19 protein-coding genes and 1 tRNA gene are annotated in these 21,196 nt (G+C 49.3%); 6 read left to right on the top strand and 14 right to left on the bottom strand.

The features are described 5' to 3' along the window. Positions 1-41 precede the first annotated feature (41 nt). The 4 genes from AOC34_RS06790 to AOC34_RS06775 form a co-directional block, all read right to left on the bottom strand. Positions 42-1,655: a GMC family oxidoreductase gene (locus AOC34_RS06790; RefSeq protein WP_108469358.1), complete on the bottom strand. Its 1,614-nt coding sequence runs from the start codon at positions 1,653-1,655 to the stop codon at positions 42-44. Between the two features lie 105 nt (positions 1,656-1,760). Continuing rightward, entirely contained in the window at positions 1,761-3,071 is a 1,311-nt protein-coding gene (locus tag AOC34_RS06785) for a TRAP transporter large permease (protein WP_108469357.1), read from the bottom strand. 1 nt (position 3,072) lies between these two features. Further along, positions 3,073-3,624 carry a TRAP transporter small permease subunit gene (locus tag AOC34_RS06780; RefSeq protein WP_159074833.1) on the bottom strand — a complete coding sequence of 184 codons (552 nt, stop codon included), beginning with the start codon at positions 3,622-3,624 and terminating at the stop codon, positions 3,073-3,075. A 65-nt stretch (positions 3,625-3,689) separates the two neighbouring features. Continuing rightward, positions 3,690-4,805 (bottom strand): TRAP transporter substrate-binding protein, encoded by a 1,116-nt coding sequence (locus tag AOC34_RS06775; RefSeq protein ID WP_108469355.1) that lies wholly within the window; start codon positions 4,803-4,805, stop codon positions 3,690-3,692. A gap of 326 nt (positions 4,806-5,131) precedes the next feature. On the opposite strand from AOC34_RS06775, the gene AOC34_RS06770 reads away from it, so the two are divergent. Together AOC34_RS06770 and AOC34_RS06765 are read left to right on the top strand one after the other, a co-directional pair. After that, positions 5,132-5,878: a sulfite exporter TauE/SafE family protein gene (locus AOC34_RS06770; RefSeq protein WP_108469354.1), complete on the top strand. Its 747-nt coding sequence runs from the start codon at positions 5,132-5,134 to the stop codon at positions 5,876-5,878. A gap of 99 nt (positions 5,879-5,977) precedes the next feature. Continuing rightward, positions 5,978-6,754, top strand: a complete 777-nt coding sequence (locus AOC34_RS06765) for a ferredoxin--NADP reductase (protein WP_108469353.1) — start codon at positions 5,978-5,980, stop codon at positions 6,752-6,754. 83 nt (positions 6,755-6,837) lie between these two features. On the opposite strand, the gene AOC34_RS06760 is transcribed toward AOC34_RS06765, so the two are convergent. The 7 genes from AOC34_RS06760 to AOC34_RS06730 form a co-directional block, all read right to left on the bottom strand. Then, positions 6,838-7,806, bottom strand: coding sequence for a Bug family tripartite tricarboxylate transporter substrate binding protein (locus AOC34_RS06760; protein WP_159074832.1), 969 nt, complete (start codon positions 7,804-7,806; stop codon positions 6,838-6,840). A gap of 41 nt (positions 7,807-7,847) precedes the next feature. Then, positions 7,848-8,996 carry a mandelate racemase/muconate lactonizing enzyme family protein gene (locus AOC34_RS06755; RefSeq protein WP_108469351.1) on the bottom strand — a complete coding sequence of 383 codons (1,149 nt, stop codon included), beginning with the start codon at positions 8,994-8,996 and terminating at the stop codon, positions 7,848-7,850. 41 nt (positions 8,997-9,037) lie between these two features. Further along, positions 9,038-9,598 (bottom strand): YggT family protein, encoded by a 561-nt coding sequence (locus AOC34_RS06750; protein WP_108469350.1) that lies wholly within the window; start codon positions 9,596-9,598, stop codon positions 9,038-9,040. 15 nt (positions 9,599-9,613) lie between these two features. Next, on the bottom strand, positions 9,614-11,164 hold the full coding sequence (gene lysS, locus AOC34_RS06745) for a lysine--tRNA ligase (RefSeq protein WP_108469349.1): 1,551 nt from the start codon (positions 11,162-11,164) through the stop codon (positions 9,614-9,616). Positions 11,165-11,187: 23 nt separating this feature from the next. After that, a protein-coding gene (gene prfB / locus AOC34_RS06740; protein WP_108469348.1) for a peptide chain release factor 2 occupies positions 11,188-12,292 on the bottom strand; the annotation gives its coding sequence in 2 pieces (ribosomal slippage) (positions 11,188-12,210 and positions 12,212-12,292; 1,104 coding nt in all). 27 nt (positions 12,293-12,319) lie between these two features. Continuing rightward, positions 12,320-14,086: a single-stranded-DNA-specific exonuclease RecJ gene (recJ, locus tag AOC34_RS06735; protein ID WP_108469347.1), complete on the bottom strand. Its 1,767-nt coding sequence runs from the start codon at positions 14,084-14,086 to the stop codon at positions 12,320-12,322. Beyond that, complete coding sequence (locus AOC34_RS06730; protein WP_234408060.1) at positions 14,083-15,024, bottom strand: hypothetical protein; 942 nt, start codon at positions 15,022-15,024, stop codon at positions 14,083-14,085. Before AOC34_RS06730 ends, recJ begins: the two co-directional genes overlap by 4 nt. Before the next feature lie 68 nt (positions 15,025-15,092). Here AOC34_RS06730 and AOC34_RS06725 point away from each other — a divergent pair, with 68 nt between their 5' ends. From AOC34_RS06725 to AOC34_RS06710, 4 genes are read left to right on the top strand one after another with little or no spacing between them, the layout of a single operon-like run. Next, positions 15,093-16,355 carry a lipoprotein-releasing ABC transporter permease subunit gene (locus AOC34_RS06725; RefSeq protein WP_108469345.1) on the top strand — a complete coding sequence of 421 codons (1,263 nt, stop codon included), beginning with the start codon at positions 15,093-15,095 and terminating at the stop codon, positions 16,353-16,355. Then, positions 16,348-17,049, top strand: coding sequence for an ABC transporter ATP-binding protein (locus tag AOC34_RS06720; RefSeq protein ID WP_108469344.1), 702 nt, complete (start codon positions 16,348-16,350; stop codon positions 17,047-17,049). The genes AOC34_RS06725 and AOC34_RS06720 overlap by 8 nt, the downstream gene beginning before the upstream one ends. Positions 17,050-17,052: 3 nt before the next feature. After that, the gene (locus AOC34_RS06715) at positions 17,053-17,877 is read left to right on the top strand and encodes a TatD family hydrolase (RefSeq protein WP_108469343.1); all 825 of its coding nucleotides are present in this window, start codon (positions 17,053-17,055) and stop codon (positions 17,875-17,877) included. Between the two features lie 5 nt (positions 17,878-17,882). Continuing rightward, positions 17,883-20,363, top strand: a complete 2,481-nt coding sequence (locus AOC34_RS06710) for a DNA internalization-related competence protein ComEC/Rec2 (RefSeq protein WP_267895145.1) — start codon at positions 17,883-17,885, stop codon at positions 20,361-20,363. Positions 20,364-20,376: 13 nt separating this feature from the next. Here AOC34_RS06710 and AOC34_RS06705 read toward each other — a convergent pair whose 3' ends face one another. The 3 genes from AOC34_RS06705 to AOC34_RS06695 form a co-directional block, all read right to left on the bottom strand. Continuing rightward, positions 20,377-20,559, bottom strand: a complete 183-nt coding sequence (locus AOC34_RS06705) for a hypothetical protein (protein ID WP_108469342.1) — start codon at positions 20,557-20,559, stop codon at positions 20,377-20,379. 55 nt (positions 20,560-20,614) lie between these two features. Further along, entirely contained in the window at positions 20,615-20,785 is a 171-nt protein-coding gene (locus AOC34_RS06700) for a hypothetical protein (protein WP_159074831.1), read from the bottom strand. A gap of 139 nt (positions 20,786-20,924) precedes the next feature. After that, positions 20,925-21,001: transfer RNA gene (locus tag AOC34_RS06695), tRNA-Met, on the bottom strand. Positions 21,002-21,196 lie beyond the last annotated feature (195 nt).

The following is a 21,196-nucleotide window of genomic DNA, read 5'->3' as shown; positions in this document are numbered from 1 at the left end:
GTACTACCAAGGAAGTCAGTTTACTCAATATCTTCCCGCATTTATGAGTGTTTAGCAATCCTCCCTAATATGAGGTCTGAGGCTCTTTCAGCGAGCATGACTGCTGGCCAGTTGGTATTGCCTGAAGGTAAAGTAGGCATTGCCGAGCAGTCTACAACCCGGAGTCCAGTGACACCCCTGACCTTTAGATTTGAATCCAAGACGGCGAGTGGATTGTTATCAGCCCCCATTTGGCATGTACCGGTCGGATGAAAGATGGTAGCACCACTATTGCGACAGAATTCCAGTATGTCTGCATCATTCTGAGGGTTGTGCGGTTTAATTTCTCTCTCAATTAAGGATTTGAGGGGTTCTGTTTGTGCAATTTTTCGTGCAAATTGAACGGCTGCAATACTGGTTGCGCGATCATGTTCGGTAGCAAGGTAGTTGGCAAACATTTTGGGCGGCACGAGTGGATCGTTGGATTGAATACGAACATGGCCCCGAGATTCTGGTCTAAGTTGGCACACTGACATTGTAAAGCCAGGGAAGGGATGTACATTGCCGCCCGCCATATCAGCCGATAAAGTAGCCAAATGAAATTGAATATCTGGCGTAGTGGATGAATTCATTACTTTAGTAAATAGGCCGCCTTGATTAATTCCAATCGAAAGCGGGCCGCCGCGGAATAAAAGCCAATCCAAACCCATCATCATCCTTCCTAGGAGTGAAGAGAGTTGGACGTTGGTGGAGATGGGTTTATTTAGTTCATAAATCAAACGGTACTGTAAATGGTCCTGTAAATTCTCACCAACCCCAGGCAAATCGTGGATGAGGGGTATATTGAATTCATTGAGGAGTTTTGCAGGCCCAATCCCTGACAATTGCAGAATTTGCGGCGATTGAAGGGCGCCTGCGCTAAGAATGATTTCTTTATTTGCTCGAACAATCTGCGTTTCACCATCACGAGTTAATTCAATAGCCACGGCACGACGATCCTCAAATATAACGCGCATCACCTGACTGTCAGTGAGAATAGTCAGATTAGGACGCGATTTGGCAGGCTTTAAGTAAGCTACGGCAGTGCTGCAACGTAATCCCTTATCGGTAGTCAGTTGGTAGTATCCAACCCCCTCTTGGGTTAGATTATTGAAGTCATCGGTTTCTGGAACACCTAGGTGAGTTGCACTTTTAATAAATGCTTCAACCAGCGGATGTTTTTTGGGAATAGATGAGGCTTTAAGAGGGCCTGTTTGAGAGTGTAGCGGGCCACCTAATCGATCATTTCCCTCTGATTTTTTAAAGTAGGGTAGAACATCATCCCAGCCCCAGCCTTTATTACCTAGAGCTTTCCAGCCGTCGTAGTCTTCTTTTTGCCCACGTATGAAAATTAATCCATTAATCGAGCTAGACCCCCCCAGACATTTTCCGCGCGGCCAATAGATCTTGCGCTGATTCATACCTGGATCAGGCTCAGTTTCGAACTTCCAATTTAACTTTGGGTCCCACATGGTTTTGCCATAACCAATCGGCAAATGAATCCACGGCGATCTATCCTTAGGGCCTGCTTCGATTAAACACACTGAGTTTTGTGGATCCTCAGAGAGTCGATTGGCAAGTACGCACCCGGAGGATCCCGCGCCTACAATGATGTAGTCAACCGAATTAATTGACATATGCGTTAAAGCTTAAAAATACAATTTTCAGCATTGAGAAAATAGCCATTTTTTAAAAAGTTGATTATGCAATGCATCTCATAATCAACCTAGCACCGATATTAATCAATTGACCGATGGCAGCCACGTCGCCAACTGAGGGAAGACTAGCAGTAGGATGACCGCAATGATTTGTAGCACCATAAATTGAGACATGCCAGCATAAATATCCGTTATCTTCCAAGAGGGAGCAACTCCTTTAAGGAAATAAGCAGATAGAGCAACTGGCGGCGAGAGCCAAGCCGTCTGGAGTGTTACTGCCACTAAGGTGCTAAACCAAATTAAATCAATACCTGCTGCTTTAATAATGGGTAAGAAGATGGGTACAACGATTAAGACAATCGGAACCCACTCCAGCGGCCATCCCAATAAGAAAATCAAGAACAAGATTAAGATCAACATCACCATGGGTGGCAGGGGTAGGGAGGTCAGAAAGCTAGCAATTAAGTCCGCACTACCGAGCCTTGAAAATACCGACCCAAATAGGTTTGAAGTGGTCACTAATAGCAGAATCATGCTTGAGACACGCAAGGTTTGCATGACACAGTTTTTGATTTTGACTAAAGTCATGCGCCCAGACATAGTAGTCAACAAGAAGGTAGCCACGCAACCAACTGCCCCTGCGTCGGTTGGAGTTGCTATGCCTGCCAGAATTACGCCTAAGGTGGCAAATAGAACTACGATCACTGGCGCAATACCAATCACTAAATCAATTAAGACTGGCTTAAGTGACTTTGCGCGCATTTCAACTGGCAGTGCTGGCCCCAAAGCCGGATTGATCCAGCAGCGAATCATGCACCAAGAGGCAAAGAGAAAAGCTAAAAGCAGGCCCGGTAAGACTGCAGCGGCAAATAAATCCGTTGCAGGTATCCCAACGACCGGCCCCATGACGATCAACATCACGGAGGGCGGTATCAGGATGCCCAATGTGCCGCCAGCGGTAATTGCTCCTGCGGACATGCGCACGTCATAACCACTTTTAATCATGGATGGCGCAGCCATTACGCCTAGTAAGACAACCGATGAGCCTACGATGCCTGTTGCGGCAGCAAAAATCGTGGCGGTAACAATGACTGCGAGATAGAGTGAGCCCCGAATACCGGCAAACAATTGCTGAATCGCACCAAACAAGCGCTCCATAATCCCGGACTGCTCTAGTAAAAATCCCATAAAAAGAAAGAAGGGGATTGATGCTAAGACGCTATCTTGCATAACGGACAGCGTTTGCAAGATCGCAAGATCAAATACAACGGGACCTAAGGCAATAAAACCCATGATGATGCTGAGCGCTCCGAGCGTGAACGCAATTGGAAAGCCAATAAAGATGGCGCAGAGTAAAACGCCTAAACCAACAATACCTAAAATTTGATGATCCATCTTATGCCCCTTCGCTTGTAGTATCTAAGGGCCATTCGTTTGATCGAATCGCAACTAGGCATTTGCTTACTTCGGAAAGTCCTTGAATAAAAAGCAGAAAACCGGTTAGCGGTAATGTCAGCTTAAAAGGCCAGGTAATTGCCATCCAAGGACTTGAGACAAAGCGCTCGTTGCTGGTGAGGGCTTTATAAAAATATTCCCATCCCACGATTGTAAAAATCAACACAAAAGGGTAGAAGAGGATTAGGTAACAAGCAAGATCAACTAGGGCTTGCTTTTTTGGTGACCAATTGTCATAAAACATATCGGTACGAATATGGCCCTTATGTTTCAGGGTATAGCTCGAGCCCAGCATAAAAAAGGCGCCGTAAAGCATAAATGTCATGTCATACGCCCAGATAGTTGGGGCGCCAAATGCATAACGCGCCACCACTTCATAAGCCAGACTAAGAATCATGGGAATCAGCATCCAACCCACAATGTTGCCTGCGATTGAAGTAATGCGATCCAGTTTTCTAGAAAATGCGATTAAATCTTGATTTGTATTTAACACCGTTAATTCCATTTAAAAAAAGGGGTGGGAATACCCACCCCTTTATGTATAGCTAAAACTTTAAATTACTTCTTCTTACTGTTTACTACAGTTGCACCGATGTTGTAGTAAAGACCATTAATTTGGGTCCAGTAAGGGACAACAATGCCTGCAAATTTACGCTGGGATTCAAGAACTTCTTTGAAGAAGGGGTTTTTCTCGGATTCGCGCGTATAAACTACGGCTGTTGCTTTTTGGAATGCAGTGAAGAACTCTTTTGGAGTGTCATGAACAGTTACGCCATGATCCTTCTTGAGTTTTTCTAAGGCAACTGCGTTGCGGTATACGTTAAATGTATATGTTTCTGCAATGGTTGCAGAAACTGCAGTTTCAACAATCACCTTAAGATCGGCAGGCAATTTATCCCAGAAGGTTTTGTTAATTAAAAGTTCTGCGACGTCAGTTGACTGATGTAAGCCTTGGAGGTAGTAATGCTTAAACACATTTTGGAAACCCAAAATCATATCGTCAGCTGGCCCAATCCACTCTGCGGCATCAATTACGCCACGCTGTGCTGCAGGAACAATTTCAGAGCCTGGCATCGCGACAGTAGTTAAACCCATTTCCTTAAAAATCTCCGCCGTTAATCCTGGGGGGGAGCGGTACTTCATTGGCTTCATATCCGCAATCGAATTAATAGGCTTTTTGAACCAACCAAATGGATCAGGACCCATAGGCTGAATCATGAATGGCTTGATATTGGTTTTGAGGACCTCAGTAAAAAGACGCTCATAGAGTTGGTCGCCGCCACCGTTTTTAAGCCAGGCCATGTGCGAGACCTGGTCCAAACCAACGCCTGAACCAGATGCTGGGTTGGAGAAAAGAGCTGCTGCAGAGTTTTTACCTGACCAGTAATGAGTCCAAGCAAAACCGCCGTCAACTACACCTTTATCAACCGCATCTAAAATTCCAAAAGCACCAACAACAGCGCCATCGGGCAATACTTCGACTTTAAGGCGGCCATTTGACATCTTGTCAACGCGCTCTCCAAAGTTTTTCATGAGTTCAAAATAAATACTGGCAGAAGGCACGCCGGTCTGCAGCTTCATTTTGATTGGCGCTGACTGTGCAAACGTCATTCCGCATAGAGCGGCCGATAGAGCGGTAACTGCAGCCACCCGTTTTACAAATTGAATCATCATTTCAAACTCCTTATTTGAGTTAGTTACAAACTACTTTGTGTGTCTTTACAAACAATACATCATTCAACTTAGCGGAACAAGATGTTTTATATTAGTAAAAACGATAGGGCGGGAGGCCGTATAATTAATTTTGTTCCACTCAAAAGAACAATAAATCGAATTTATTAGTAAATTTTGGAATGCCCTTGCGATTACCGCAATAGTCCTGGTTTTTTGATCACCTTCAGTGGCCTTTCGGCCTCAAGAGCGGCGCAAAATGACTGATTATTTTTAGATTTCTAACTAAGGTTTATCTGGTAATGATCAAACAATCTAAGTTGCGCTAATTGAATTCGATCGATTGGCTCCCGGTAGGCATTTTATTTTTTTCGGCGATCTTGGGCGGGTTAATTCGACGCCTGAGTGGTTTTGGCGGCGCCCTCATTATGTCGCCGTTATTGATGTGGGTATTCGCGGTTCCATTTTTTATACCGATTGTGATGAGCACTGAGCTTTTGGGCGGAGTTTGGTTATCTCGGCAATGGAAAGTTTCGGTGCAGGATAAGCCTAGGATCTATCGGATGTGGCTGATTGCTGCTTTGGCCTTGCCATTGGGTATTTTTTTGAGTCAGTTTGTGACCATCTCTACACTCAAAGTCATTAGCAGCACCATTATTATTTTGTTTTCTGTTTACTTGCTTGCTCGCCCCCACTTTACATTTGAGTTGAGCAAAACGGGCGATATCACTGCCTCATCGCTAGCCGGCTTCCTCTTGGGTTCTTGCGGTATTGGCGGCCCGCCTGTTGCACTCTACTTTAACTCTAGCAGTATGCAATTTGAGCGCGCAAGAGGGCTACTATCGCAATTTGTTTCAGGGATTTGTTTTTTTGCGATTATTACAGCCAGCATGATGGGTGGCGGTTTGGGCTGGATCCAATGGCTTTTATTAGCAATTCCTGCATATTTCCTAGGAATGTATTTGGCTACGCGTTTACTTCGCTGGCACGACTTATCTGCAAGAGCAATTAAAACGATTTGCCTCTATATACTAATAGTGAATGCACTATTTAACTTATTCATCATGGCAATCTAGTCTGGCTGCGAGGCAGAATGCCACCCTTTTCCAATTCTCGCGTTTATCATTAGGCATATTTATCAAACACGTTGCCTACTGTAAATTCCATAGATAATCATGGCCACCTACAACACCGAAACCGTTCTCTCGATTCACCATTGGAACGATACCCTCTTTAGTTTTACGACTACCCGCAATCAAGGCCTGCGCTTTCGCAATGGCCACTTCTTAATGATTGGCCTGGAAGTCGATGGTAGGCCTTTAGCACGGGCTTATAGCGTTGCCAGCCCGAACTATGCTGAGCACCTCGAGTTTCTAAGCATCAAGGTACCCGATGGCCCTTTAACCTCGCGTCTGCAGCACATCAAAGTAGGTGACCCTATTCTGGTGAGCGAAAAATCGGTTGGCACTTTGGTGATTGATGACCTTAATCCCGGTAAGCACCTCTACCTCTTTAGTACCGGTACCGGCTTAGCTCCCTTTATGAGTATCATTCGCGACCCCGATACCTATGAGCGCTTCGAGAAGGTGGTGCTGATTCATGGCGTTCGCCTTGTGAACGAATTGGCATACGGCGAATACATTAAGAATGAGTTGACCCAAGATGAATACATTGGCGAGCTCGTGCAAAAGCAGCTGATTTATTACCCCACGGTGACCCGCGAGGCATTTAAGCAAACGGGACGTCTGACCACGGCAATTGAGTCGGGCCAACTCTTTAAAGACATTGGTTTGCCGCCTTTAGATCCCAAAACCGACCGCGGCATGATTTGCGGTAGTCCTGCCATGCTCAAAGAAACTTGCGCGATGTTAGACGCCAGGGGCTTTGTAGTGTCACCCAGCCTTGGACAGCTCGGGGATTATGTGTTTGAGCGCGCCTTTGTTGAGAAGTAGAGGCCCTAAAAGTCCTGTAAAAATACAATAAAAAAGCCTTACAGATTAGCTTCTATAAGGCTTTTTTCTGAATTGCAAATGAATTACTGCTCTATCTTTGCCACCTTGACGATGTCGCCAAACTTCTTACGTTCACTGTTCACAAAGGCTTGAAAATCGGTAGTACTCATCCCACTGGGTTGGGCACCTTGCTTTTCAAGTGTGGCCTTAACGTCAGGCATGTTTAAGACCGCTTGAGTATCGGTCTGAATGCGCTGAACAATGATATTTGGAGTGCCGCTAGGTACAAATATTCCAAACCACTGCGTTAGATCAAAATTTGATAATGCGGGAGTTTTGGCAAGTGGCGGAATTTCTGGCGCAGCTGCAGAGGGTGTTTTTGACGATAAGCCCAATGCCCTCAGCTTACCAGATTGAATATGGGGCAGTGCAGTGGGTAGTCCAGCAAAACCAATGTCAACGTGTCCAGCGAGTAGGTCGGACACAGCTGGTGCAACGCCCTTATAAGGGACGTGCACTAACTTGATGTCCGCCTGCTGCTCGAGCATCACGGCCGCTAAGTGCTGAGCAGATCCTGGGCCAGAGGATGCATAGCTTACTTTATTAGGATTCTTTTTTGCATACGCGATCAACTCAGCTGCATTTGCGTACGGTTTAGAGACATTCGATACCAATACAAAAGGTAAGCGAACAACAAGGGTTACGGGTTTTAAATCAGCGTCTGGGTTGTATGACATTTTCTGCATAAAGTGCTGATTAATAACAACCTCAGGAGTTGCCGACATGAGAATTGTCAACCCATCTGCTGGCGATTGCGCCACAAAATTGGCGCCAATCGTGCCACTACCACCCGCTTTATTCTCAACAACAACCGGCTGCTTCCAGCGCTCAGATAATTTTTGACCAACGAGTCGTGCGACGGGGTCAACACCACCTCCGGCCGGATAGGCAACAATAATTTTGACTTGTTTGTCGGGCCACGATTGGGCAGATGCAGAACTAATGCTACTAAGCAATAGGAATGCAGCAAGAAAAGGCGAAAGATATTTCATAAAGCTCCCCCATAATTTTTTATATTTAAACCACATCATCATTAAAAGTAATGCTTTACTTGCAAATCAATCAGACGATTGATTTCTGGTGCGATCCCAAGGCCGGGTTCATTGCTTAGTAATACCTTTCCATCGCTTATGACAGGATACGGCATTGCCATTGCTTCGCGAAGGATATTCGGATTGGAATCTACTTCTACAAAGCCAGCCTGGCCCACCGCCGCTTTTAAATGCATGGATGCTACTAGTCCAATACCGCCACCAAGCCAGTGCGGACAAAAAAGCCGATTACTGGCACAGACTGCTTGTGCTATAGGAATACAGCCGCTAAAGCCACCCCATTTGCCGATATCGGGCTGAATTACCTGAAATGCATTGCTGTTTATTGCCTCATAAAACTGGGTTTCGCCGCGCATATTTTCTCCCGCAGCGAGTGGGATCGAGGATTGGGTGGCAAGCATATTCCAATCCTGGATGGGGCGGTCTGCGGCAATCGGCTCCTCCACCCAGAAGGGATTTAGCGGAGCTAAATGTTCGATTTGACGAGCTGCAGAATCGGGATCCCAAGCTTGATTTGCATCAACCATAATTTTGGTATCTGGTCCAAGCAGATTTCGAAGGGTCTGAAGGTTAGAGAAGTCACGATCTTGACCAAAACCGACTTTTAACTTAAATGCTCGAAATCCTTCCGCCCATTTTTTTTCCGCAATCTCTTCAGGGTCGGTTGGGCTAATACCGGAGGCGTAGGTTTCAATTAGCGGTGTGCCACCAAACAGCTCCCACAACGGTTTCCCAATCTTTTTTCCAAGCAAATCCCACAGGGCAATATCAGTTCCGGCAATTGCTTGCGCAATCGTGCCAGGTTCGCCGCATTGAATGCCCAAAATATGTAAACGTTTAGTAAGCTCTTGAAATGCTTCAACTGGAGAAGCCCATATTTTTTCTAGCAATATGGGCGCTACTATCGAGTCAAAGAGGCGAGCGCGGTGCTCGGGGCCAACACTGGGGAAATTACACCAAATTTCTCCCCAGCCAACGCAACCTTCATTGTCTTCCAGGCTTATAGCGACTGCTGGTCGATCATGCATTATCCCAAATGAAGTTTGTACTGGCTTATGTATTGGTGCTCGGTAAACAAATGACTCCACTTTTTTAATTTGAAGCGGCGGATGAGAAATACTTGTCGGCATAGCTTATAAATTAGAAAAGAGATAGGACTGATTAACTCAGGTCAAAGCAGGGCGCGCGCAATATTACTTAATACAATCTGCGCTATCTGAATCGCCACAAGCAGGATGAGTGGCGATAAATCGAGTGGACCCATGCTCGGCAAAATCCGTTTAATGGGGGCAAGCAGTGGGTTGAGTATCTCGGATAGCATGTATTGCGTAGGGGATCCACGACCAACCCACGACAAGACTACGTTGGCGATGATTAGAACAACCAGGATCGATAAAACAAGGCCAATCAGCTCCAGACCAGAGACAATGATGAGACCGCCAATCGATGGAATGTTGCCGAGTAGTAAGCCAATCAGCAGCACCTTAGCCAGCACAACCAGATAGGCCCCGATCAGGCAGGCGCTATCGATACGCCCGACACTTGGAATCAATTTGCGCAGGGGCATGATCAGCCAGTTTGTCAGCGGCATCAAGTAGAGCCCAATCGGGTTGCCAGAATGGGGCGACAAATTAAACTTGAGGTATTGCAGGTAGCAACGCAATAGGCAAGCACCGCCAATAACCGTGATGGCGATTTCAGAAAGTAAGTTGGCAATCTCTAGCAACATCATCGATTTAACCCCGTCTTATTGCTCTTCTTCGCGGCGCAAATGGGGGAACAAAATGACGTCACGAATATTCGGCGCATCGGTAAGTAGCATCACTAGCCGGTCTATTCCAATGCCGCAACCGCCGGTTGGGGGCATGCCGTACTCGAGTGCGCGGATAAAGTCGTGGTCAAAGTACATCGCCTCTTCATTGCCCGCTTCTTTTTGCTCCACTTGCTTATGAAAGCGCTGCGCTTGGTCTTCAGCATCATTGAGCTCAGAAAAGCCGTTAGCAATTTCACGGCCAGTGATGAAGAGTTCAAAGCGCTCGGTCACACCAGGACGAGTATCGGATTCGCGGGCGAGGGGGCTGACTTCAATCGGGTAGTCAATGATGTAAGTTGGTTCCCATAAATGGTGCTCGGCTACCAATTCAAATAGAGCTAACTGCAAGGCGCCAATGCCTGCATTCTTTAGTGCTGGCGCATTAATGTCTTCACCGCCCTTTTTGAGCTCGGCGCGAATGAACTCAGCGTCCTCCAGTTGATCTGGGGTATAGCTCTTTTTGGATTCGGGGCCGTATTTGAGGATTGCTTCGGTAATCGTCAGGCGCTGAAATGGCTTACTTAAATCGAGTAGGCGGCCTTGGTGGGTGAGGGTAGCAGTGCCCTGGGCATCAATCGCCGCGGCACGAATCAACCCTTCCGTAAAGTCCATCAGCCATTTGTAATCGGTGTAGGCCGCATAAAACTCCATCATCGTAAATTCAGGGTTGTGGCGCGGACTGACACCTTCATTACGGAAATTGCGATTGATTTCAAAAACGCGTTCAAATCCGCCTACAACCAAACGCTTGAGGTAGAGCTCGGGTGCAATGCGTAAAAACATCTGCATGTCGAGCGCATTGTGGTGGGTCATAAATGGCTTAGCCGTCGCTCCGCCCGGAATGGGGTGGAGCATGGGGGTCTCAACCTCCATGAAGTTGGCATCAAGCATATGGCGGCGCAAAGAGGCAATCGCTTTACTGCGGGAGACAAAGGTCGCGCGGGTATCCGGACTAACGATCAGATCAACGTAGCGTTGGCGGTACTTGGTCTCTAAGTCGGAGAGTCCATGAAACTTATCAGGCAGAGGGCGCAGCGATTTGCTGAGGAGGCGTAAAGTGCTGCACTCGATAGAGAGTTCACCCTTATTGGTTTTAAACAAGTGCCCCTCAGCCGCAATAAAGTCACCCATGTCCCAGTGCTTAAATGCATTGTGAATATCAGCGCCGCTGATTTCATCACTAATGTAAAACTGAATTTGCCCTGTACGGTCTTGAATCGTTGCAAAACTGGCTTTGCCCATCACCCGTTTCAGAACCATGCGCCCAGCGACTTTGACTAGCACCTTCTTGGCAGCCAATTCTTCTTTATTGAAGCCATCGTAATGCGCATGCAGATCGGCTGCATGATGGGTTGGGACAAAGTCATTCGGAAATGCAACGCCTTTGGCGCGCAGCTGGGCTAACTTTTCACGGCGCTCGGAGATGATATGGTTTTCATCTACGGCTTCTGGCGCATTGTCTGGGGTTTGGGCTTTATCGTTCATGGGGTTTGGGCTAATCAGAGTAATTAAACGCCTTGCTTCAGGCTGGCTTCAATAAAGGCGTCGAGATCACCATCCAATACTTTTTGGGTATTGGAAATCTCAACATTGGTGCGCAAATCTTTAATCCGGCTTTGATCTAATACGTAGGATCGAATTTGATGGCCCCAACCCACATCGGTTTTATTGGCCTCTAATTTATCTTGCTCGACGCGGCGTTTTTGCATCTCGTGTTCATAGAGACGTGACTTCAGCATGGTCATGGCCTCAGCGCGGTTGCGGTGTTGGCTGCGGTCATTTTGGCACTGGACCACAATGCCCGTTGGAATGTGGGTGAGCCGTACTGCAGAGTCGGTTTTATTGATGTGCTGACCACCGGCGCCCGAAGCGCGGTAGGTATCGGTTCGAATGTCGGCTGGATTGACGTCAATCTCAATCGAGTCATCGATTTCAGGGTAAACGTAGATACTGGCGAAGGAGGTGTGGCGACCGCCGGACGAGTCAAATGGCGATTTGCGGACCAATCGATGCACCCCAGTTTCCGAACGCAAGTGACCGTAGGCATACTCCCCATCAATCTTGATGGTGGCGCTCTTAATGCCCGCCACATCGCCATCGGATTCTTCGAGGATCTCAGTTTTATAGCCTTTGCGTTCGCAGTACTTGAGGTATTGGCGAAATAGCATGCTCGCCCAGTCGCAAGCCTCAGTTCCGCCGGCGCCCGCCTGAATGTCAATAAAGCAATTGCAGGGGTCCATCTCATTGTGAAACATGCGCCGAAACTCGAGGTCTGCAATGATTTTGCTGTAGCCCTCGGTATCCACCTCAATTGCGCCTAAGGTCTCAAAATCACTTTCTTCTTTGGCCATCTCAAATAATTCGAGGGCGCCCGTGATGTTGGTATTGAGATTGGTTAGAGTAGAAACTACCCCATCCAATAATTTTTTTTCTTTACCGAGTGCTTGAGCCCGTTTTTGATCATCCCAAATAGTGGGATCTTCGAGGATGGAATTAACTTCCGTTAGGCGACGTGACTTGACGTCGTAGTCAAAGATACCCCCGAAGTGCTTGCTCGCGTATGAGCAGATCTTGAAGGGTATTGGAGATGAGGTTGAGTTGTTCGGCTTCCATGCTGCCGATTATAAAGTCAAGCGGCCTTTAGGCGTCCGCCTTGCTCGGTTCGTCTAGGGCCTCAATCATGAGTTGTACCCGTGTTTGGCCGCCGAAGCGATCTGCCACCAAGCGGTAAGCCAAATGCACTCGTGCTGGCAGGGTTTGGGTATGGTTAAACCAGACGCCGCTGACCGGCTTGTCCCCCGGCGCGCTACTCAGCGGCTTCAGTTGCAGTCGCAGGTGTTTTTCTTTCATTAAGGCCTGGCTCACCACTTCAAATTCGCCATAAAAGACCGGCTGCGGGAAGCCTTGGCCCCAAAGCTCCTCTGCCAAGAGGTCGCCTATCTCTGCAGTCAACTCATCGGGACGTAGGCTGCCGTCATGAATGTATTGCCTAGCTAACAGCGCATCATCAAGCAATTCATCGGCAACTGCCTGAAAGCAGGCATCAAAGCGGGCAAAGCTCGCTTGATCAATCGTCAGTCCGGCTGCCATGGCATGGCCGCCAAATTTGAGAATGAGGCCAGGCTCGCGCTTGGAAACCAAATCCAATGCATCGCGCAGATGAAAGCCGCTGATCGATCGGCCTGATCCACGCAATTGCGACTGCGCATCTTCGGTATCGGCCGGGGCAAATACGATGGCAGGGCGATTAAAGCGTTCTTTGAGCCTAGAGGCAACGATACCGACCACGCCTTGATGCCAGTTAGCATTCCATAGACAGAGGGCAGAGCGGGCTGCTGCAAGGCCATCCAATTGCTCTTGGGCTAAATGCCCTAATGCAGCTTCTTGCATACCACCTTCGATTACCCGGCGTTCGCGATTAATGCGATCGAGTTCTTGGGCGATGCGCAGCGCGACATCCGCATCGTCTGCCAACAGCAACTGAATCCCTAGGGTCATATCCGCTAGGCGTCCGGCGGCATTCAGCCTGGGACCAATGGCAAACCCCAAATCGCCCGCCGTGGCTTTCCGAATATCGCGACCCGCGACATTAAATAAGGCGGCGATACCCTGCTGCCCAATGCCTTGGCGCATGCGTCGTAGACCGTTTGCAACCAAAATGCGGTTGTTGTAATCGAGCTGCGCAACATCAGCTACCGTTCCTAAGGCAACCAAGTCGAGCAGATTTTCAATCTTGGGTTGCGTATCTGTCGTAAACATTCCGCGCTGACGAAGTTCGGCACGCAAGGCAATCAGCAGATAAAACACCACACCAACGCCGGCCAGCGCTTTGCTGGGAAAACCACAACCCGTTTGGTTGGGGTTAACGATTGCCAGTGCATTGGGTATGCGATCACCTGGAAGGTGATGGTCTGTGATGATGACATCCATACCCAATTCGCGGGCACGCTCGACACCCGCATCGCTGGCAATGCCGTTATCTACCGTAATCAAAATGGCAGGCTTGGGCGTTTGGGTGGCGGCAAGATCCACTACTTCGGGTGTGAGGCCGTAGCCCATCGTAAAGCGATTGGGGACTAAAAAATGAATATTCGTATTCGGTCCACCCAGTAAACGCAGGCCACGCACAGCAACGGCGCACGCGGTTGCGCCATCACAGTCATAGTCGGCGACAACCAGCATCGGTTTCTTTGCCGCAAGCGCATCGGCCAGAATGGCAGCAGTGGAAAGACACTGACTTAACTGTGTTGGGGAGATTAAATGCTTGAGCTCCAGAGCTAGCTCATCGGCGGTCGATACGCCGCGTGCAGCATAGAGTCTAGCCAGTAAGGGGTGTAGTCCTCCCCTACTGAGGGCATCTGCTGCCTCAAGCGAAAAGTCGCGCTGCCGAAAGACGGAATCAATCATGCTGCTTTGGACCCCGTTAATTCTTGCCAGCTCAGTAATGTGGGTGCGCGCCAAAATGCCCAGGATCCTTTTTTGACATCGCTCTTTTGAATAGTGCGTTTACGCAGCGCGCCGTTCGGAAAGTCAATCAGTTTGAGTTCGTCGAGCGATTCATTCAGCAAGGCGGATTGAAGCATTGGCCAAACTGCTGCTGGATCCTTAAGCCAAGCAAATCCACCGACCAAGGTATCGGCGTTGACAGCACTACTACACGAAATAGTAAGGTGATGGGCAATACCCTTTAAAACGGGATGGTCAGTAATGATGCGGCTTGCTTCTCTAATTTCATTCGGAGCCTGTAAATCCGAAATAGAACCGATGCCGCTGATCCAAATTGAATTAATGGCAGGCAGGCCACTCGCTTGGCGTGCTTCATTAATCGGGCTAATGTGCCACAGCATCTGAATCTCATTTTGCAATTTACGCCAAGCGCGAGCTTTACCTACTTCCGTGCTGTCACGCGGCAACCACCAATCGATATTGCGGCCGTGCGCTTGATCAACGGAGTGGGTTGCTAGGCTGGCAAAGTGGGCTGGGTTAATAAACCAGTGGTATGGGTCGGCAGCCAAGATCTCAGCCTTGAATTCATCCTGAAATAGGGGTTTTGCTTCTTCGAGTAAGGCGGTTGACTCAGCGGCGGTGAGTGGAATATGGTCGGTGTGCATCAAGACCAGATGGTCGCGGGTGGCATGCAAGTGAACCGGCTGAATGCAGGCCAATACAGTATTCGAATCAACAGCACCTCCTTCCAGGCCGAGCAATACAAATGGAGCCGCTGGCACACCATCACCGAGTAAAAAACGCTCGTGTGGCAAGCCCCTTGTAGGCACGGTCTGTAGGGAATCAGCCACAGCATCGTCACCCGATAGAAGGAGGGTAAATTGTCTTTTTGTTGTCATTCTTCTGATTTTAGGTGGCATTTACCCATTTCTCCAGCCGGGGCGTCACTATTCACTAAACTAAGGGTATGTTAAAGCTCCCCATCGAACTGGAAATTGGCCTGCGGTATACCCGCTCACGGCGGAGTAAAGCGGTAGGTAAGCGCGATGGCTTCCTCTCCTTCATCTCTGGGATATCGACTGCGGGCATAGCCCTTGGCGTTGCAGCCCTTATCGTCGTGCTGTCGGTGATGAATGGCTTCCAGAAAGAAGTGCGCGATCGCATGCTCTCGGTGCTCTCCCATATTGAGATTACCGCCCCAGATGGTTTGCCGGATTGGCAAACGCTTTCAGCGAAGGTGGCCAGTCAGCCCCATGTGCTTGGCGTGGCTCCCATGGTGAGCTCCCAGGGTTTACTCAGTCGCGGTGAAATCATGCGCGGCGTAGCGGTGCGGGGCGTATCCCCATCGGAAGAAGGTAGTGTGTCGGATTTGCCTAAGCAATTTGTGGCAGGTGACATTGCCGATCTGCGCCCCGGAAGTTTTGGTGTGGTGCTCGGAGCGCAGTTAGCCAATATGTTGGGTGTGCGTTTAGGCGATCGCGTCAACCTGATTGTTCCCGAAGGTGATCTGACGCCGGCTGGAGTGATGCCCCGAATGCGCGCACTCAATGTGGTGGGCGTAGTCGATAGCGGCCATTATGAATACGATAGCTCTTTAGCCATCTTGCATTGGCAAGACGCCGCAGCCTTGCTGCGTTTACGCGACCCATCGGGCTTACGCGTTAAGGTCGATGACATGCAGCGCGCCCCACAGATTGCCAATCAATTGGCTAGTCTTGTGCCACAAGCACTATGGGTAACTGACTGGTCACGTTCGAATCGAAATTGGTTTGCAGCGGTGCAGACCGAAAAGAAAATGATGTTCATTATTTTGACTCTGATTATTGCGGTCGCCGCATTTAATTTAGTTTCGACCTTGGTCATGACCGTCAATGAGAAGCAGGCGGATATTGCTATTTTGAGAACCATGGGCGCAAGTCCGGGTTTAATCCAGCGGATCTTTTTAATTCAGGGCCTCGCGATTGGTTTGCTGGGTTCGCTCGGAGGAGTTGGGTTGGGTTTATTGGTGGCGCTCAATATCGATGTGATTGTGCCCGCCATTGAGGCCATTTTCCGCGTGCAATTTTTGCCGCGTGACATTTACTTTATTAGTCAGCTCCCATCCGATGTCCGCCTCAATGATGTGCTGACCGTGGGTTTGATGGCCTTCGGTCTCTCCATTTTGGCTACCCTCTACCCCAGCCGTCGTGCAGCCAAGGTACAGCCTGCGGAGGCCTTGCGTTATGAGTGATCACGCATTGGTTTTGAGTGCACGTGGTCTTGCCAAGACTTATGGCAAGGGCACTACCGCGGTCGAGGTATTGAAGGCGATTGAATTGGATGTAGCGCAGTCGGAGAAGGTGGCGATTGTGGGTTCATCCGGTTCAGGTAAAAGTACCTTGCTGCATTTATTGGGTGGTCTTGATGTGCCGAGCGCAGGTCAAGTGACCTTAGCGGGTTCGGACTTAAGTCGCCTCAGCGTTTCAGCATTGGATCGCCTGCGCAATCAATACCTGGGTTTTATTTACCAATTTCATCACCTCTTGGATGAATTCACGGCGGCTGAGAACGTTGCTTTGCCGCTGCGGATACGGGGCTTAAGCAAAGACGAATCGCTTGAGCGAGCGCGTGCCATGCTGACTGCAGTAGGCCTACAAAAGCGGGTAATGCATACCCCAGGAGAGCTTTCTGGTGGCGAGCGTCAACGCGTTGCGGTTGCCCGCGCCTTGGTGGGTAATCCTGCCTGCGTTCTAGCGGATGAGCCAACGGGCAACTTGGATACCGAGACAGCCGATAGCGTATTCGATTTGATGCTGGATGTGGCCAAAGAGCAGGGGACTGCATTTGTGATCGTCACCCACGATCCCATTCGGGCGCGGCGCTGCGATCGTATCTTGCGACTGGACCATGGCAGCTTAAACCCCATTCCCATCGAGGCCAACTAAGGCATGTGGCTTGATACCCACTGCCATCTTGACGCCCCTGAATTCGCATCCCATTTAGGCGAAGTCATTGAATCGGCCGCAAAAAATCAGGTACAAGGCATATTGCTGCCGGCAGTCAAGGCCAGCGATGCCGCCAACATCCGAACGCTCGTGGCCCAGTATGCCCAAATCATGCCGGGCCTCGTTTATACCCTTGGCATTCATCCACTGTATGTCGAGCAGTCGACGCAAGCCGACCTTGATTTACTTGCCAGCGAAGTCGAGATCTCACTTCATGACCCACGCTTTGTTGGCATCGGTGAAATTGGCCTGGATTACTTTGTAGAAGGGCTTGATCGCACACGCCAAGCCTACTTTTTTGAGCAGCAATTGGATTTAGCGCAGACGCATGACTTGCCAGTCGTCATGCACGTTCGGCGCTCACAAGATGCGATTTTAAAAGCCTTGCGTCAGCGCCGTATTCGCAGTGGAATCGCCCATGCATTTAATGGCAGCATGCAACAAGCAGAGCAATTTATTCAGCTGGGATTTAGGTTGGGGTTTGGTGGCGCCGCAACCTATACCCGTGCATTACAGATTCGCCGCTTAGCCGCGCAATTGCCACTCAGCTGTCTAGTGACAGAAACCGATGCGCCCGATATACCGCCGGCATGGTTGCGTGACGAAGAAATAGCGCACAATGCGCCACAATTCATTCCACGCATTGGGGCAGAACTTGCCGCCTTGCGGCAGATGGACATCACTGCTTTTGCGGCGGCAACATGGAGTAACGCGCTGACCGCGCTGCCGCGTTGGTCGGCAACCCTCAGTCCACTTCGCAGTAAATAATTCCCTTGCGCTATGCAATTACGGCGTGGATCGCCGGGGGAGCGCTTCCCTTTTTATTATCAACACTGCCAGCTAATGCTCTGCTGATGACCGCTTTGGCATTGATGGCGATTACATCATTACTGCTCATTCCGGTCGCACTGCTACGCAAAGCAGCCATCCTTTTGATGTGTGCTCTCATGGGCTTGGCCTGGAGTCTATATTTTGCTCAAGAGCGATTACAGTACGATTTTCCAGTAGCGCTTGAGGGGGCTGATCTGCAGATTGAGGGACGAGTGGATGGCTTGCCGCGGGGCGATCATCAAGGCGCTACATTTGCATTTGTGATTACAAACTACACGCGCTTGCGGCGTGGGGTAGATATTGATGTTGAGAAACTACCGCGACGGGTATACCTGACCTGGTCATCTGCTTGGCGAGAGTCAGAACAGATACCGATAATTCAGCCCGGTCAGCAATGGCAGTTGCGCGTGAAGTTCAAGCGACCCCATGGCGTAATCAATCCACATGGCTTTGATTTTGAGCAGTGGCTTTTTCATCAGGGTTATGGTGCGTACGGATCGATTCGTTCAGGCGAGAAGTTGGAGCAGGCGGCCCCATGGTCTTTTGCGCAATGGATTGAGGGCCACCGCTGGAATTTACGTGACAAGATTAAACGCCTACTGCATGACAACAGACCGTATGCTGGCGTTTTGGTTGCCCTTGTGATGGGCGATCAAAATGCGATTGATCAGGCGGATTGGCGGGTGTTTAATGCAACCGGAATCGGACACCTAATCTCGATATCGGGTCTTCACGTCACCATGCTGGCTGGATTGGGCGCCTTAGTGGCATCGCGAGTTTGGCGCCGCGGCAGTTTGCCTCTGGCGATGCCGGTGCCGCGCGTAACAGCAGCAGCCGGTTTTATGACTGCTTTCTTTTATGCCTGGATCGCTGGCTTTCAGATACCAGCGCAGCGCACCATGTATATGGTTGGGGTGGTGGCGATCGCGGTTTGGTCCGGTAGAATACCGCGCGCCTTTGACATCTGGTGGTGGGCCTTAGCAGTGGTATTGATATTAGATCCGATGGCCGCCTACACCCCAGGCTTTTGGCTCTCATTTGGCGCGGTTGCTGCCATTCTGTATGCGATGGGGGACTCCAGCGGATTAATCGGCATACCCACTGGAAAAGAGCTCGAGACAAGTGCTGTCGCGCGAATAACGCAGGCACTCAAAGAAGCCTGCCGCTTGCAGGCAGTGGTGACCTTAGCATTAATTCCGTGCACGCTGTATTGGTTCTATCAATTCTCAGTAGTGTCGCCTCTAGCGAACGCGATTGCCATCCCGCTCGTGAGTTACATCGTTACGCCGCTTGCCATGATTGGTGTCGTGATGCCGGATGCATTAGCGAGACCGCTCCTACTATTGGCACATACCGCAATGGAGTGGCTTGCGCTACTCTTAAAGTTAATGGCAAGTTGGGATTGGGCGGTAGCCTATTCACATCAGCCTAACTTGCTACTGCTGGCTTTATCCCTCATTGGTATCGCCATGGCCATTCGTCCAGGATCAATTCGCGAGACCATTGCATCGAGACTGGCGGGTTGCGCTTTATGTGCCTGCTTATTTATTCCGCCTAAGACGGATTTGGCCTATGGTGAATTGCAGGCTACGGTTCTCGATATTGGTCAGGGCACTGCAGTGCTGATCGAGACCCAATCAAAACGACTACTTTACGACACGGGACCAATCCAAGGAAAAAAAGATGACGCGGGAGAGCGCATCATCTTGCCTTTTTTCAGGGGAGAGGGCATTCATCAAATTGATCGTATGGTGATTAGTCACAGTGATAGCGATCACGTGGGCGGCGCCCAAACCCTATTACGCGAGATTGCTTTTGATTCGATGCTGGGCTCTTTGCCTGACCATAATCCATTGCTGCGGGCATTACGTCAGAAAACAGTCCCAGTCCTTCCATGTCGATATGGTCAGTCGTGGCGCTGGGACGGGGTTGACTTTTTAGTCTGGCATCCGCATGAGGAGATGAATTTTGATGCGAGCCACTATGGCGGTAAGCCCAATGAAATGAGTTGCGTCCTCGAGGTGCGTAATCGCAGTACTTCTTTTTGGTTGACCGGCGATGCCGAGCGAGAGGCTGAGGCGGCGCTGGTAGAGCGCTTACGCAATCATCCAATCCCAAGGCAAGGGCGTAGCGTCATCTTCATGGCGCCCCACCACGGCAGCAAAACATCCTCCTCTTTGGATTTACTAAAGGCGATTAATCCGGATTGGGCTTTTACACAAAATGGCTACCGCAATCGCTATAACCATCCCCACCCAACTGTGCGTGCCCGTTACCAGGAATTGGGTATTCCATTTCTACAAACCCCGAATACGGGTGCCCAGTTGTGGCACTTCGGAAAAGCGCCTGGACAAAAAAATACGCCTATCCTGTTACGTGAGGATAGGCGTCGTATTTGGCATGACCGCAGCGGTCAGCCATAAACCACAAACTACCTTAATGCTGCTTGAGTTCTTTATTCCAATTGCGGTCTTGAAATACGGAGCGGGGTGCATCGGGATCGAGTTCCTCGACGGGAATAAATTTCTGTCTGGAACTCGACTTGCTCGGCTTCTTGGGCTGCTCTGCAGGCACTTCAGTGACCTTGGCGTCAACGGGAGTTTCTGTTGGTGATTTCATGTTGGTTAAAAATAGAATGGGTTCTAAAAAGTGCTTCTAAAGCGCCTTAGGCGTTTTAACTTCCGCGACGGTTGTAGTAGGTGCAGAGGTTTCCAGAGATGGCAACCAAAAAATAAGCAATCATGCCGATCGCAAAGATGGCGTAGTCACCGCTGCTAATAAAAACAACCAGACCAACCACGATCGTGACTGCGCTTAATACGCTGATTAAGGTTTTTGCAAACATGTGTTCATTCCCCTTTTGCGACAAAAATTATCATTCTCAATCTAGAGGTGTCAATAGCAGCTTGCTTAATGCCCTCGGATTGCCGTAAATCAATAGAAAAAGGATACTTTCGTATCCCATTGTTCTATATCACTAAATTTGGTTGCGGGGACAGGATTTGAACCTGTGACCTTCGGGTTATGAGCCCGACGAGCTGCCAGACTGCTCCACCCCGCGTCTGAGACACTGATTCTAGCATTTTTAAGCCTTCTCTGTCGAGCTTTATTGCTGAATTGAGCTGTTTCACGCTGAATTTATCTTCTATTTCTCGGTCATTTAGACCCCCCTAAGGAGTAACATATTGCCGTGCAACACCAATTAAGGCAGTTTCATGTCCATTAGTAATCCCGAATACTCAAGCTCAACCCTGCT

This window comes from Polynucleobacter difficilis (assembly GCF_003065365.1).
Lineage (GTDB): Bacteria > Pseudomonadota > Gammaproteobacteria > Burkholderiales > Burkholderiaceae > Polynucleobacter > Polynucleobacter difficilis.
The sequence above is the reverse complement of the archived record's forward strand: the minus strand, read 5'-3'. Positions and strand labels throughout refer to the sequence as shown.

What these genes read in the sequence shown, in the direction of transcription:
- AOC34_RS06725 (WP_108469345.1), top strand. Translation starts at nt 15,093, where the DNA reads ATGTTAAAGCTCCCCATCGAACTGGAAATTGGCCTGCGGTATACCCGC.
- AOC34_RS06750 (WP_108469350.1), bottom strand. Translation starts at nt 9,598, where the DNA reads ATGATGTTGCTAGAGATTGCCAACTTACTTTCTGAAATCGCCATCACG.
- AOC34_RS06760 (WP_159074832.1), bottom strand. Translation starts at nt 7,806, where the DNA reads ATGAAATATCTTTCGCCTTTTCTTGCTGCATTCCTATTGCTTAGTAGC.
- AOC34_RS06785 (WP_108469357.1), bottom strand. Translation starts at nt 3,071, where the DNA reads ATGGATCATCAAATTTTAGGTATTGTTGGTTTAGGCGTTTTACTCTGC.
- recJ (WP_108469347.1), bottom strand. Translation starts at nt 14,086, where the DNA reads ATGATTGATTCCGTCTTTCGGCAGCGCGACTTTTCGCTTGAGGCAGCA.
- AOC34_RS06700 (WP_159074831.1), bottom strand. Translation starts at nt 20,785, where the DNA reads ATGTTTGCAAAAACCTTAATCAGCGTATTAAGCGCAGTCACGATCGTG.
- AOC34_RS06720 (WP_108469344.1), top strand. Translation starts at nt 16,348, where the DNA reads ATGAGTGATCACGCATTGGTTTTGAGTGCACGTGGTCTTGCCAAGACT.
- AOC34_RS06755 (WP_108469351.1), bottom strand. Translation starts at nt 8,996, where the DNA reads ATGCCGACAAGTATTTCTCATCCGCCGCTTCAAATTAAAAAAGTGGAG.
- AOC34_RS06705 (WP_108469342.1), bottom strand. Translation starts at nt 20,559, where the DNA reads ATGAAATCACCAACAGAAACTCCCGTTGACGCCAAGGTCACTGAAGTG.
- AOC34_RS06715 (WP_108469343.1), top strand. Translation starts at nt 17,053, where the DNA reads ATGTGGCTTGATACCCACTGCCATCTTGACGCCCCTGAATTCGCATCC.
- AOC34_RS06790 (WP_108469358.1), bottom strand. Translation starts at nt 1,655, where the DNA reads ATGTCAATTAATTCGGTTGACTACATCATTGTAGGCGCGGGATCCTCC.
- AOC34_RS06730 (WP_234408060.1), bottom strand. Translation starts at nt 15,024, where the DNA reads ATGACAACAAAAAGACAATTTACCCTCCTTCTATCGGGTGACGATGCT.
- AOC34_RS06775 (WP_108469355.1), bottom strand. Translation starts at nt 4,805, where the DNA reads ATGATGATTCAATTTGTAAAACGGGTGGCTGCAGTTACCGCTCTATCG.
- AOC34_RS06765 (WP_108469353.1), top strand. Translation starts at nt 5,978, where the DNA reads ATGGCCACCTACAACACCGAAACCGTTCTCTCGATTCACCATTGGAAC.
- lysS (WP_108469349.1), bottom strand. Translation starts at nt 11,164, where the DNA reads ATGAACGATAAAGCCCAAACCCCAGACAATGCGCCAGAAGCCGTAGAT.